Source organism: Collinsella sp. WCA1-178-WT-3 (M1), from assembly GCF_009696325.1.
GTDB lineage: Bacteria > Actinomycetota > Coriobacteriia > Coriobacteriales > Coriobacteriaceae > Collinsella.
The window spans coordinates 105,513-118,973 of record NZ_VUME01000004.1 but is presented as its reverse complement, the minus strand read 5'-3'; the positions used below and the strand labels follow the sequence as shown (position 1 = coordinate 118,973).

11 protein-coding genes are annotated in these 13,461 nt (G+C 62.1%); 3 read left to right on the top strand and 8 right to left on the bottom strand.

The features are described 5' to 3' along the window. A complete protein-coding gene (locus tag FYJ40_RS04095) occupies positions 1–774 on the top strand; it encodes a type III pantothenate kinase (protein WP_154516649.1) in 774 nt (257 codons plus the stop codon). A gap of 195 nt (positions 775–969) precedes the next feature. Here the strand turns inward: FYJ40_RS04095 and FYJ40_RS04090 are convergent, their stop codons facing one another. From FYJ40_RS04090 to FYJ40_RS04070, 5 genes are all read right to left on the bottom strand, one after another. Beyond that, a complete protein-coding gene (locus FYJ40_RS04090; protein WP_154516652.1) occupies positions 970–2,076 on the bottom strand; it encodes a serpin family protein in 1,107 nt (368 codons plus the stop codon). Between the two features lie 159 nt (positions 2,077–2,235). After that, positions 2,236–3,432 (bottom strand): ATP-binding protein, encoded by a 1,197-nt coding sequence (locus FYJ40_RS04085; RefSeq protein WP_154516655.1) that lies wholly within the window; start codon positions 3,430–3,432, stop codon positions 2,236–2,238. A gap of 263 nt (positions 3,433–3,695) precedes the next feature. After that, positions 3,696–4,397 carry a hypothetical protein gene (locus FYJ40_RS04080; protein ID WP_154516658.1) on the bottom strand — a complete coding sequence of 234 codons (702 nt, stop codon included), beginning with the start codon at positions 4,395–4,397 and terminating at the stop codon, positions 3,696–3,698. Continuing rightward, a complete protein-coding gene (folP, locus tag FYJ40_RS04075) occupies positions 4,398–6,125 on the bottom strand; it encodes a dihydropteroate synthase (RefSeq protein WP_154516661.1) in 1,728 nt (575 codons plus the stop codon). Positions 6,126–6,219: 94 nt separating this feature from the next. Then, entirely contained in the window at positions 6,220–6,972 is a 753-nt protein-coding gene (locus tag FYJ40_RS04070; RefSeq protein WP_154516664.1) for an NAD-dependent protein deacylase, read from the bottom strand. 136 nt (positions 6,973–7,108) lie between these two features. Here FYJ40_RS04070 and FYJ40_RS04065 point away from each other — a divergent pair, with 136 nt between their 5' ends. Continuing rightward, positions 7,109–7,927: an exodeoxyribonuclease III gene (locus tag FYJ40_RS04065; RefSeq protein WP_154516667.1), complete on the top strand. Its 819-nt coding sequence runs from the start codon at positions 7,109–7,111 to the stop codon at positions 7,925–7,927. A 534-nt stretch (positions 7,928–8,461) separates the two neighbouring features. On the opposite strand, the gene FYJ40_RS04060 is transcribed toward FYJ40_RS04065, so the two are convergent. The 3 genes from FYJ40_RS04060 to FYJ40_RS04050 are packed head-to-tail and all read right to left on the bottom strand — an operon-like array spanning position 8,462 to position 11,701. Continuing rightward, the gene (locus FYJ40_RS04060; RefSeq protein WP_154516669.1) at positions 8,462–9,175 is read right to left on the bottom strand and encodes a DUF6580 family putative transport protein; all 714 of its coding nucleotides are present in this window, start codon (positions 9,173–9,175) and stop codon (positions 8,462–8,464) included. 4 nt (positions 9,176–9,179) lie between these two features. Continuing rightward, entirely contained in the window at positions 9,180–10,823 is a 1,644-nt protein-coding gene (locus FYJ40_RS04055) for an ABC transporter ATP-binding protein (protein WP_154516672.1), read from the bottom strand. Next, complete coding sequence (locus tag FYJ40_RS04050) at positions 10,823–11,701, bottom strand: energy-coupling factor transporter transmembrane protein EcfT (RefSeq protein WP_154516868.1); 879 nt, start codon at positions 11,699–11,701, stop codon at positions 10,823–10,825. Before FYJ40_RS04050 ends, FYJ40_RS04055 begins: the two co-directional genes overlap by 1 nt. 205 nt (positions 11,702–11,906) lie before the next feature. Here FYJ40_RS04050 and glmU point away from each other — a divergent pair, with 205 nt between their 5' ends. After that, on the top strand, positions 11,907–13,319 hold the full coding sequence (glmU, locus tag FYJ40_RS04045) for a bifunctional UDP-N-acetylglucosamine diphosphorylase/glucosamine-1-phosphate N-acetyltransferase GlmU (RefSeq protein ID WP_154516675.1): 1,413 nt from the start codon (positions 11,907–11,909) through the stop codon (positions 13,317–13,319). The last annotated feature ends 142 nt before the right edge of the window (positions 13,320–13,461 follow it).

The following is a 13,461-nucleotide window of genomic DNA, read 5'->3' as shown; positions in this document are numbered from 1 at the left end:
ATGCTGCTCGCTATCGATATGGGAAACACGCAGACGGCCATGGGCCTGTTTGACGGAGACGAGCTGGTGCAGTCGTGGCGCATGCCCACCGACCGCTCCTATACCGCAGATGAGATCCATGTGCGCCTGATGGGTTTTTTTAAGATGTACGGCCTTTCGCTCGACGCGGTCGACGCTATCGCCTTTGCGGGCGTGGTGCCGCAGCTCTCGCGAGAATGGCATGCCGTGGCCGACCGCATTGCCGCAGACGTCATCGTCATTGGGCCGCAGACGGCCGCCGTAACCAAGCTGCGCGCGGCGCGTCCCCGGGCCGTAGGTGCCGATCGCGTCGCCAACGCCGTTGCGGCTGAGACTTTCTACGGCGCGCCGGCAATCGTGGTGGACTTTGGCACCGCAACCAATATCGACGTCATCGATGAGAGCGGCTATTACATTGGCGGAGCGATCGCGCCGGGCATCCGCATCTCCATGGATGCACTTGCCGCCCGCGCCGCCAAGCTCGCCAGCGTGCCGCTCGAGGCGCCCGAGCACGCCATCGGCCGCGATACCGAGGAGTGCATCAAGGTCGGCGCCGTGGTGGGCACCGCCGCTATGGCCGAAGGCCTGGTCGCGCGCATGAAGCGCGAGCTGGGCCGCGAGGATGCCACCGTTATCGCCACGGGAGGCCTCGCCGGCATCGTCGCCGATTCGACCGATGCCTTCGACGTGGTCGATGGACAGCTCACCATTAAGGGTATCTGCGAAATCTACCGCCGCATGCAGGAGCTGGGGTAAGACAGGGACCGGAGCCAAGCGTGAGCACTGTCTTATCCCCTCAGTTTCTCTGACGCACGGACTAGGTGACTCCAGTTCTCCAACCCCTCCGTGAGCCAGATCAAGGGACTACGTTTCATCAAAACAGAATAGTCAGCTGGAAAGAGTACGTTGGCAACCCTTGGCATAGCAGCCCCCCCTTCGCAAACCTCAACCTCACCTTTCTTGCACGTCCACCGACGGCAGCGCGACGCTTGCCACAAAGAGCGGTACGCCGGTGCGAGACACGAGCGCTGCATAGAAAGGCCTGTCAAGCGTTATCTTGCGCGGCTCTGGCGGGTTCTCCGGCGGAAGGCCCGCGACAGCGACCATCACCGTGTACGCTCCGGCCTCTACGCCGTTCTCATCGACAGCGAACTTCGCGCCATGGACAATCTGCGTTGGAGTCCCCTCTACCCCCACCATAGGTGTAAGCTCCATCGCAGTTGCCGTAGAGACGCCGGCGGCCTTTAGCAGCGAGCAGACGTCCGAGAGCGTCGACTCGCATTCAAAGCGAGGAATCCCCAGGTCGACGGGCTCCCATTCTCCCTCGCCGTGGGACAGACGCTCGAATAGCCCAAGCGCATCATCAATATGATCATCCTCGCCGCTCGGAAGAACAAAACACACGCCGGCACCGGAGCTGAGCGGCAACAAGAAGGCAACCCTGCCGTTCTCGACGATCACCGCACAATCGCGCTTGCCACGCATAAACGCTGCTTGAACATCGCCGTTCTTTGCATGGAAGGTCTCAACTTTGGTCGATTCGCCGTCAAACGGATCCGCCCATGCATCCTTCATGTAAAGCGCGCTCACAAGACAGGCAAGAGCCACTGGTGATAACTCGATGCTTGGCGACAGTAGGCCGTGAGTTTGTTCGGCTATCCAATCGGTCACCCGTTGGCTAACGCGCGGATCGGCCAAGTCATCGATTGACACATGCACGCTGCATTTGTCGCACTCGTGCAGAAACGCCTCCGATGGGCTCGCGGACCTGGAAAGCCAAGCTGCCGTTGCCGTGCTCGCGTCATAACCGTCATAGCCCCAGTTCCGCTCCAGCTCGATGCCGAAGGGATCACGCTCGCTAAACATGTCGCCATCGCCCAGGAGCATGTCGAGCTCCCGACATGTGGCGCCCGAGGCACCCTTTCGTACAATCGTCAACAAGCTCGCGACGCACGCAGGCGACCAAGCCCCGTTCTTGCCTTGAGCGAGTATTTTCTCGGATAGGGATTTTGCAACCCTCCATGCCTGTGGACATGCCGAATTTGCTTTGTCAGCCATAGTCTGCTCCCATCGTTAGGACATAAACTATTATTTCGCACGGCGCGGACACAAATCTCGCACCGGAAAGGCAGCCCAATGGCTTTCTAAGAGGCTCAAAGCCTTTCTATTCCTCAAAAACGAAAATTTTTCAGTTTTGAGGAATAGGCTCGATGCACGCTACGCCTCCCCGCACAGCCACCTCGCCAGGTCCACGATCTGCACTCCGTCGCGGTCCGTGGCCTCGTGATGCGTGCGGGCGAGAATCATCTTGGGATACGCGTCGCCAATGCTCAGCAGTGGCGAAATCTCGCGTTCAAATGTCTTATCCGAGCTGATGTCGTCGCTCACCTGAATGTAGAGCTTCTCGCTTCGCTTGATTGCTACAAAGTCAATTTCCTTTTTATAGAGTACGCCGACGTATACCTCGTATCCGCGGCGCAGCAGCTCGATGGCCACCATGTTCTCGTACACGCGCCCCCAATCCATATCACGTGTACCGAGCAGCGCGTATTTGAACGCGTGGTCCGCCAGGTAATACTTCTCGCCGCTCTTAAGGTATTTCTTGCCGCGAATGTCGTATCGGCGAACTTTATAGAAGGCAAACGCATCGCACAGGTACCCCATGTACGCACCGACCGTCTTGTTCGTAATCTTTAGTCCATCCGCATTTAATGCATCGGTAATGTTGCGTGCCGACGTAATGTTGGAAACGTTGTCCATCATGTAATCGGCAATGCGCAGCAGCGCCGATTCGTTTCTCACGTTATGCCGCTGCACGATATCTCTCACAATGAGCGTCTTAAAGACGTTGGAGAGATATTGATAGCGCTGCTCCTGCAGTGGATAAGGGTAAGAGCCAGACATACCGCCGGTTCTCGCGTACTCATCGAAGTCACGGTCGACCTCGCCCTCGTCGCCATAGAGACGATACTCCTCAAACGAGAATGGGAAAACCTCGATCTCGAACGTGCGCCCCGTAAAGAGCGTCGACAGATCGCTCGACAGCAAAAAGGCATTCGATCCGGTAATGAAGATGTCATAATGCTCGGATGCGTGAAGGCTGTTGATCGCACGCTCAAAACCTTCGCACATCTGAACCTCATCGATAAGCAGAAAGTTTTGTTTGCCGGGCACCCGATGATCTTTTACATAAGCGAGCAACGCGTGATACTCGAGCAGGTTCTCGAACTCATCGAGGTTGTAGTTGATATGGATGACATTCGAATTAGGCAGATTTGCCTCCACGTAATCGCGGAGGGCCTCGAGCAATTTTGATTTACCGCTGCGGCGGATGCCCGTGATGACCTTGATATCCGGCACGCCAATAAGACTCGTCAACGTGTCCATATATGACGCTCTATTGATGAGTTTCATCGGGGCCTCCTCGCAGTCTTTTATCGCTATTCCTCAAAAACGAAAATTTTTCAGTTTTGAGGAATAGGCTCTATAGCGAATATACCTCGCAAAAGGCCGAGCTGCCTTAATCCTATTCCTCAAAAACGAAAAATTTTCAGTTTTGAGGAATAGGGCCGCGATGCCACCCTGTAGTCGCGCAAAGACCCTCCCCGGCAGAGGCAGCTCACTCTGCCGGGGAGGGTCTTGTTGTCATCGTTGTCTTTGAGCGCGGGCATCTCGCGTTACAGCCCGCGAATCCGTACGGCCTCGGGCGGAAACTCCTGCTCGCCGGCATCGGTCTTGATGGTCGCGCGACCCCAGATGTCCAGGCCCGCAAACACACCGACCGCAAGCGGCAAGCCGTTGGGCGACACCGCCGCAACCTGGTGGCCCAGCAGCGGCACCATGTCGAAGTACTCGCCCAGCACGGGAGCCAGCGGGCCGGCGGCGCCCTGCGGCGTGTTGGCGACAACCGCCCAGGCGTCCACGCGGGCCAGCACGGCGGTAGTCAGCGCTTCGACCAGCGCTTCATCGGTCACATCCACGCCAAGTTCGCCCAGCGCCGCACGCTCAATATCCACCGTCACGGCACCGAACATGCCCGCGGCACCGGCACCGCCGTTGACGGTGACGCGTGCAAACGACGTCTCAAACGCGGGCGCGCCGTACACGATATCGCTCGGCCACTGAATGCCCACCTTGCCGGCAAGGCCCAGCCCCGGCGTCGATGCCGTGCCCACGAGCGCGTCCATCATGCCCATCGCCGCCACAAACGGCAGGCCATGGAAGGCGTGCATATTCACATCCGGGCGCACGACCAGCGAAAACGTCAACGATGTGTCGCCGGCACTCCAGGCGCACCAGCCCGCGGACACGCCCTCGCGGCCCGCGTCACGTGCCGCGTCGAGCTCGGTACCGGCGGCAACAGCATTCATCTCGATCATCTACATACGCCCCAATTCGCCCACGATATGGCCCACGCGATCCTCGGGCTCCTTGACCTCGACGCCGTCGTAGCGGAAGAACCGCGCCGGGTCGTGCATCAGGTCCTCGAGCGGCACCAGCACAAAGTCGCGCTCGCCAATCAGCGGATGCGGCAGGCGCAGCTTTTTGCCGCCATGGGTCTCGCCATCCATCCACAGCAGGTCCAGGTCGATGGTGCGCGGGCCGTTGACCTTGGCCTTCTTGGATCGGTCGCGCCCCAGCTCGGCCTCGATCTTCATAAGCTCGTCGAGCAGCACCAGCGGCGCCAGCTCGGTCTTGATCTCGATGACAGCGTTGGCAAACGCGTCCTGGCGCGTCTCGTAGGCCGGCTCGCTCTCGTAGATGCGCGAGCAGTTGGACACACAGGTGAGCGGAATCTCGGCGATCATGTCGCGCGCGGCGCGGATGTTGTCGCAACGATGCCCCAGGTTGGAGCCCGCGGCCACAAACGCGCGACGCGGCTGCGGCTTGGCAACAGCCCAGTAGCCGTTCAGGAACTGCGCAAAGCCGGTGACATCGTGCACGCGCACGATGTTGGCACCGGCCTGGATAGCGCCCAGGCACACGCCAAAGGTGGCGGCATCGCGCTCGGCGGCCTCGGTCACGCCCGAGACGGCGCCCACAAAGCGCTTGCGCGACACGGCGCACATGAGCGGATAGCCCAGCGACGCCATCTTGGCGGTCTCGCGCTGGATGACAATATCTTCGTTGGCCGTCTTGCCAAAACCCGGACCCGGATCGATGCAGATACGGTCGCGTGACACGCCGGCATGGATGAGCGCGCGGGCCTGATCGGACAGAAAGCCCATGACGCGGCGCATGATGGGCGCCGAATCGGGCAGGGTAAAGCGGCGGAGCTGCGAGGTGGGCACATAAGCCTCCTCGCGGCGGGCGCTGCGGCGCATCATGGCGGCCAAGTGATCGCTGGGCTCCGGCGCGGGCTCAGGGGTCGCGGCGGCCTCGGCGGCAGGGGCAGCCTGCTCGGCGGCCGGCGTCTCCTGCTTCTGCTCGCCCGTTGGCTCGGGCGCTGGCTCCGGATCGCCAAACGGCAGCGAGGGCTGCACCACGCCACCCGGCAGTTTGGCCTCCGTCTTGGGCTCGCCCAGCAGCTTGCCACGACGACGGCGGGCGGGCTTCTCGGCCTCGCGCGCGGCCTCGGCAGCCGCCTCGCGCGCCTTCTCGGCAACAAACGCCGCGGCAGAGGTATCGAGCTGCACCGTTGCATGCGTGCGAGCGGGCGCGGCGACCTCGCCGGCGTGCATCACGATGACGCCGCAGGTGCTCGTCGCGACAAACTCGACCATCTTGGGGTCGGTGAATCCCGTCACGTCGTTGACGATCGAGGCGCCGCAGCGCACGGCCGCCTTGGCAACCGCCACGTGACGTGTGTCGATCGAGACGATGGCGCCCTCTTTGGCCAACGCACGCACAACGGGCAGCACGCGGCGAGCCTCCTCGTCGGGGTTGACCGGGGTAAAACCGGGGCGCGTGGACTCGCCGCCCACGTCGATGATGTCGGCACCGGCGTCGAGCATCGCCAGGCCGTACTCGATGGCGGCATCCGGGTCGAAATGCTCCCCGCCGTCGCTAAACGAATCGGGCGTCACGTTGAGGACGCCCATGATGCGCGGACGGTCAAAGCTGAGCTCGTACTTTCCGCACCGCCATGTCTTGCTGTCGTTCGCCATGAACATCCTCCTAAAATGCCCGCGCCGCCACGCTCGGGCGCAGGCGGCGGGGTCGCTTTGCAATTAGTCTTTCTATTGTATCCGCGCGCGCGGGCTAGAACGCAAACGCGGCAGCGATGTCGCAAGAAATCAGCAGGTCGGCATTTGCATCCTGATCGGTGGGAGCAAGATTGCATATGGCCAGCGTATCGCCGGTAAAGTATCGCGTAAGACCCGCCGCCGGATACACCACGAGCGAGGTCCCGCCCACAATGAGGGCATCGGCCGCGGCAATGGCGGCAACGGCGTCGGTCAGCACATGCTCGTCGAGCGGCTCCTCGTAGAGCACCACATCGGGCTTAATGCGCCCGCCGCACGCGGGGCACACGGGCACACCCGCGGCGTCCTCGTGCCCGCGGGCGCAAATCCACTCGGCGCTATAGACCGCGCCGCACGACTGGCAAATGTTGCGATGGACCGATCCGTGCAGCTCGAACACGCGCTGAGAGCCCGCCATCTGATGCAGACCGTCGATATTTTGCGTCACCACGGCATCAAGCTTGCCAATGCGCTCCAGCTCGGCCAGCTTGGTGTGGCAGCGGTTGGGCTTGGCGCCAAGCGAGATCATCTTGGTGCGGTAGAAGTCGAAGAACTCGGCCGGATGCGCCTCGTAAAAGCTATGCGAGAGCATGGTCTCGGGCGGGTAGGCAAACTGTTGGTGATATAGGCCGTCCACGCTGCGGAAATCGGGAATGCCACTCGCCGTGGAAACACCGGCGCCGCCGAAGAAGACCACACGCTTGTGGGTACCAAACAGCTCCGCCAGTGCGGCGGAGGCCCTCTTGGGATCCGATATCGCCTGCGTCATATAAGTCCTCCGTCCTTGTTGGTCGGGCAGCGTCGGGCGACATCCCAGCATGCGGCCTTTGAGTCAGCACGCGCGGAGCCCACCACCGCCCCTTTTGCGCTAATCTTAAGCCTGCAAACCCCGTCGAAAGGACACCATGCCTCAGACTTACACTTTCGCCTCGTGGAACGTCAACGGTCTGCGCGCCGTGCTCAAAAAGGACCCGAGCTTTATCCAGATCGCACAGGAGCTCAATGTCGATATCCTGGCGCTGCAAGAGACCAAGCTGCAGGAGGGCCAGGCCGATATCGACCTGCCCGGTTATCACCAAACCTGGAGCTACGCCGAGCGTAAAGGCTATTCGGGCACTGCGGTCTTTAGCCGCCAGGAACCGCTGCGCGTGCTGCGTGCCGATGCGCTGCTGCCTTACGCCGGCGAGGGCGCGGCAGCCGAGCTCGTGGCGCAGGCCGCGACCGAGGGCCGCGTCTGCGCGCTCGAGTTCGACAAGTTTTGGTTTGTGGACGTCTATACGCCCAACGCCCAAAATGAGCTCGCGCGCATCGATGTGCGCATGGCCTGGGACGATGCCTATCGCGGCTTTTTGGCGGGACTCGAGCGCGAGACCGGCAAGCCCGTGGTGACCTGCGGCGACTTTAACGTCGCGCACGAGGAGATCGACCTTAAGAACCCCAAGTCCAACCGCGGCAACGCAGGCTTTTCGGACGAGGAGCGCGGTAAGTTTACCGAGCTGCTCGACGCCGGGTTTACCGATACCTGGCGCGCGGCAAATCCCGACGTCGAGGGCGTCTACAGCTGGTGGAGCTACCGCTTTAATGCCCGCAAGAACAACGCGGGCTGGCGCATCGATTACTTCCTGGTGAGCGACGCCATCGCCGGCAACGTGCGCGACACCGGCATCCGCGGCGACATCTTTGGCAGCGACCACTGCCCCGTCACCCTCACCCTAGAGCTCTAGCCCCAGCCGACCCTCGGGGACGAAGCAAAACGGATCATTTTCACCTCGCGAGGGAATCCACGCGGCACACCCGCCACGAAACTGGCCCATCTACTACGTTTAAGCCACTACCCTCAACCACAGCGAACAACGCAAAAAGAAAACCGCAGGTAGAAAGCCTGCGGTTTTTCATAAAACGCGGTCATGGTCGAGGGTATCAAGCTAAACGTAGTAGATGGGCTAGTTTCGTGGCAAGCGCCGTCAACTGATTCCCTGGGGACGTCTGGGGGCGGAAGAAAGCGGATCGATTTGGCTCTCTGAGGGTCACGACGCCTGTCATATCAGCCGGCCATTCCAAAACTATGCCGGTTTACGGGGCTGAATCGCAAACCCCCAACCAAACGCAATTCAAGCAAAATAAAACCGCAGGTAGACGGCTCGTCTATTTTCGGGAAAAGCCGGTATGGTCTGCCTGTGCCAATCTAGCCCCGTAAACCGGCATAGTTTTGAAATGGCACTTCAACAGTATTGATTCTCGCCCCGGCGCAACCGCCACTACAGCCCGTATTTCACGACGACACGGTTAATGCGACGACACCAAGGTTTGTAGAGAGCGGCCAAGAACACGCAGGTCGCAAGGCCGTGTGTGATATCGAACGGTACCGCCGTGGCAAGACGCGCCACGGCGCCCGCCCACGTGAGCGGTTGCACAAAACCGATGATGTCGTAGGCGTTAATCACAGCGCCATAGAGCAGGCCCGACGCAAAGCCGTACGCCATCAGCGCCGGCATGCGCACGGTTCCATCGGCACGGTCGAACGCACCCGCATGCGCCAGCGCGCCGCCAACATAGCCGACCAGACCCCAGGCATACATCTGCCACGGTGTCCACATGCCCTGCCCAAAAAAGAAATTGCTGGTCAGCGCCGCCAGCGCACCGACCATAAAGCCGTTACGACGACCGAGCGTCGCCCCGGCGATAATGGAGATGGCGCTCACGGGTTTAAAGTCGGGAATGGGGCCAAACAAGATACGCCCCGCCGCGGCCAACGCCGCCAGAACCAGCGTGGGCATAATCTGGCGCAGGCCCGGTCGCGACGCCTCGTAACCCGCAAAGAACAGCGCGAGCACCAGCGCCACCACGACAAGCATGGCAAGCGCCGCCTGCTCAACGCCTGCTAGCAACGCCGCGGCCATTACCGCTGGCACCGCTAGCAGCAGTGGGATCTCCAGTTTTGCGAGTAGGCGCAAGACGCGATAATTCGCCATCCCATCACGCCCTATAAAACACATTGTCGGCAAAAAAGTCGGCGGGCGGCTCCATGCAGGCAATCTCGCCGTCGAACATCATGGCAATGTCATCGGCAACCTGCTCGGCAAAATCCAGATCGTGCGTTGCCATGATGACGGTACCGCCAGCCTCCGCATGGTCGCGCAGGGCGCGGGCGATGATGCGACGGCTGGCCAGGTCCAAACCCTTGGTGGGCTCATCGAGCAATAGCAGCTCGGGGCCGATCAACAGCAGCTTTGCCAACGCAAGCAGCTGGCGCTGCCCGCCCGAAAGATCGTACGGATGGCGCCCATCCAAGCCGGACAATCCCAGACTCGTCGCGCGCTCTCGCGCCATAGCCTCGTCATATCCGCAGGTCGAAGCCCATTCCATCAGCTCCTCGCGCACCGTCTCGGCAACCAGCAGCGCCTTGGGATTCTGAGGCAGCAGTGCCGCCGAGGCCGCCCCGCGCTCCATATGCCCACGCTGCAACTTGACCGTCTTGGCCAGCACCGAAAGCATTGTCGACTTACCGCAGCCGTTACCGCCCACAACAGCATGCACCGCGCCTGCCGAAAACGACGCATCGAGCCCGCGCAGCACCCAGCCGGACGCTCGATCGTAGCGAAACCAGCCCCCTGCCAGGGTGGTAGCCGACCCAGCGTGCATTTTTGGGAGTATTCGGCATCCACCGGCGCACGACGGCGCCCCCGAGTCGTCTTGCGACAGGATTTGCGCCTCAAATTCAGCCGATTTGTCCGATTTCGGTCTTTTTTTTGCGCCCGGAGCGCCCACGCGCGGGTCCAAATAGCCCGGCCGGCCACTGGCGCTGCTGAAAACTCCGTTTTTTGCACGCCGTGAGCCACCCCACCCTGGCACCTCGCCAGAAAACAGCTCTTCGCGATGCCCCAAGGAGGCGATGTCAGCGACCTCGCATACGCGCCCGCCCTCAATCCGATACGCGCACGTCGCGTATTCAAGCATCGGGCGCGGCTGGTGCGTTGCCACAACAACCGTGCAGCCCAGCTCGCGATTCACGCGAAACAGCGCATGCAGAAAATTTTTCTCGGCAACGGGATCCAGTTGGGACGTGGGCTCGTCGAGCAGCAGCACGCGAGGGCGCAACGCCAGCACGGCTGCCAGCGACAGCAGCTGCTTGCGTCCGCCCGAAAGCGTATCGGTATCGCGGTGGAGCCAATCCTCCACCCCAAAGAAATAACTGGTCTCGGCCACACGACGACGCATCTCGTCGCGCGACATGCCTAAGTTTTCCAGGCCAAACGCCATCTCGTGCCACACGGTTTCGCACACAATCTGGTTCTCGGGGTCCTGAAACACATAGCCCACGCGCTCCGCGGACGCGCGAACGTCCATGTCGGCAACGCTTTCACCCAGCATGCGCAACTCGCCGGAGCATTCGCCCGCCGGCGAAATCTCGGGCTTGAGCAACGAGAGTAATGTCGACTTGCCCGACCCGGTACCACCGACAAGCAACGCAAACGTCCCTTGGGGAACACGCCAATCGAGCTCCTCGAACACCGGCACTTCGGCCCCGGGGTAGGCAAAGCGCAGGCCCCGCACTTCAATCGCCGGTATATCCGAGCCGCACACCGCGTCCACCATGATGCTCCCGTCCAACCGAGCCATCAGCCAAACCTCTTCTCGTCAATCGCATGCAGCACGCAGGGCAGCGCCATCCAGGTCGCGTATACAACATAGCCAGGCCACGGCGCTGGCACCGAAAGCTGCGGGTAAAACGAATACTGCATCGTCGCGGTCCACGCCACTGCCGCCGTGGCCACGCCAAACAGCGCAAGCCCAACCAACGCGGCAACGTCGCCGCGCGCCAGCCGATACCGCGCGTACGTCGTGCGACGCGCCGCGGCGCCCCACCCACGGGAGCGCATGGCGTCCGCACGCTCCAGCGAATCTTCCATGCCCCAGCCCATCAACACGCTCGATGCCCGTAGGCGCGAACGCACGGGGTCGGCCGGCGCGCGGCCCGGCACATCAATCGCATCCTGCACCGCCAGCACCGTGCGACCGCGACGCAAAAACTGCGGGATAAGCCGCATACACATCGAGATCATGAGCGCGATCACCGGCGCGATGTTACCCAAAAGCGCAAGCACCCTGTCGTAGCTAAGCATGGACGCCGCGGCCTCAAACCACAGCACGCTCGCCACAAACAGCCCGCCCATGCACAGGCCGTATACCATGCTCTCCAGATACACCGCACGCATGCCAATACGGAACAGTTCCGTCGAGCCCGAAGCGCTAAATAACGGGTTGAGCACCGCGATAATCAAAATCACCGGCAGCTGCCAGCGAAGCGCCCCCAACGTGCGTGCGACGCCGCGCGTCGCAAACCCATACGCCAGCCCGCCCGCAAGCGACAGCGCAAGCAGCACCGGTTGCATCGAGAACATGGTGAGCCCCAGCGTCAGCACCATGTAGAGCGCCGGCACCGCCGGATGCGACATCGAGAATGCCGCGACGGGTTCGTTGCCCGATTCCTCTCGCATGATATCCACGGACACCCCCATCCCCTCGCTCAAACGCCAACGCCGCAGTGCCGCTGCCATGCACAACCAGCGCAAACGTCACGCCGGCGGAACCGACATCGGCCGCCATGCGCCAATCGTTACGCGCTCATCATATGCCTGCGGTATCATATTGCGCCGTGTATCGTTTCCAAACACACGTCTCTATAACGTAACAGGAGATCACATGGACGCAACCGCAATTATCCTCGCCGCCGGCGAGGGCACCCGCATGAAGTCGAACCACTGCAAGGTTTCGCACAAGATCCTGGGCAAGCCCATGGTCCAGTGGATCGTCGACGCCACCATCAAGGCCGGCTGCAGCCGCGTCGTGGTCGTCATCGGCAGCCACGCCGACGAGATGCGCGCCCTTATCGACGGCGCCTACGCCAACAGCGCCACCAAGGTCGAGTGCGTCGAACAGACCGAGCGCCTGGGCACCGGCCACGCCGTAAAGGTCGCGCTCGAGGCATGCGGCATCATGCAAGGCCCCGTCGTCGTGCTCAACGGCGACCTGCCGCTCATCACCGCCGACACCGTCGCCAAGTTCGCGCAGACCGTCGCCGGCGGCGAGCTCGCCTGCACCGTCATGACCATGACCCCGCCCGATCCCTTTGGCTACGGCCGCATCAAGCTGGGCGCCGACGGTCAGATCGAGCGCATCATCGAGCAGAAGGACTGCACGCCCGAGCAGGCCGCCACGCTGCTCGAGTGCAACGCCGGCTGCTACGCCTTCGACGGCGCGCAGCTCGCCGCCCACATCAGCGAGATCGGCAACGACAACGCGCAGTCCGAGTACTACCTGCCCGACATGCTCGAGATTCTCAAGGGCCACGGCCAGGCAGTCTCCATCTTCCACTGCGACGACTACCGCGACGGCCTGGGCGTCAACAGCCGGATCCAGCTCGCGCAACTCACCGCTATCGCGCGCGACCGCATCAACGAGCACTGGATGGCCGAGGGCGTTACCTTCATCGACCCCACGCAGGCCTGGATCGGCCCCGACGCCGTCATCGGCCGCGACACCGTCGTGTGGCCGCAGACGCATCTGATCGGCCACGTCACCGTGGGTGAGGAGTGCCAGCTCGGCCCCAACAGCCGCCTCACCGACACCACCGTTGGCAGCGGCTGCACCATCGATGAGACCATCGCCATCGAGGCTGTCATCGAGAACGGCGTCGACTGCGGCCCTCGCGCCTACCTGCGCCCGGGCACCCACATGCTCGATGGCTCCAAGGCCGGCACACACGTGGAGATCAAGAAGTCCACGATCGGCGAGGGCTCCAAGGTACCGCACCTGTCCTACATCGGCGACACCACCATGGGTTCCGGCGTCAACGTGGGCGCGGGCTCCATCACCTGCAACTACGACGGCGTGCACAAGCACAAGACCGTCATCGGCAAGGATGCCTTCATCGGTTCCGACACCATGATGGTCGCGCCCGCCCAGATCGGCGACGGCGCACTCGTGGCCGCCGGCTCCGTCATCACCGAGCCGGTCCCGGCTGACGCACTCGGCCTGGGCCGCGCCCGTCAGGTAAATATTGAGGGCTGGGCCGCCGATTATCGCCGCCGTCTGCACGAGGACGACGAGGTATAACGTTTTACCAAGCATCTAAGGAGCTGTTCCCATGGGGATGGCTCCTTTTTCTATGCTGACCTGCGCGACCGGATGAGTGGTCGGTTCGTGTCCGTTGACGGTAAAGACGTTATCAAGACCCGATAAACCCCGCCGCGCGGTT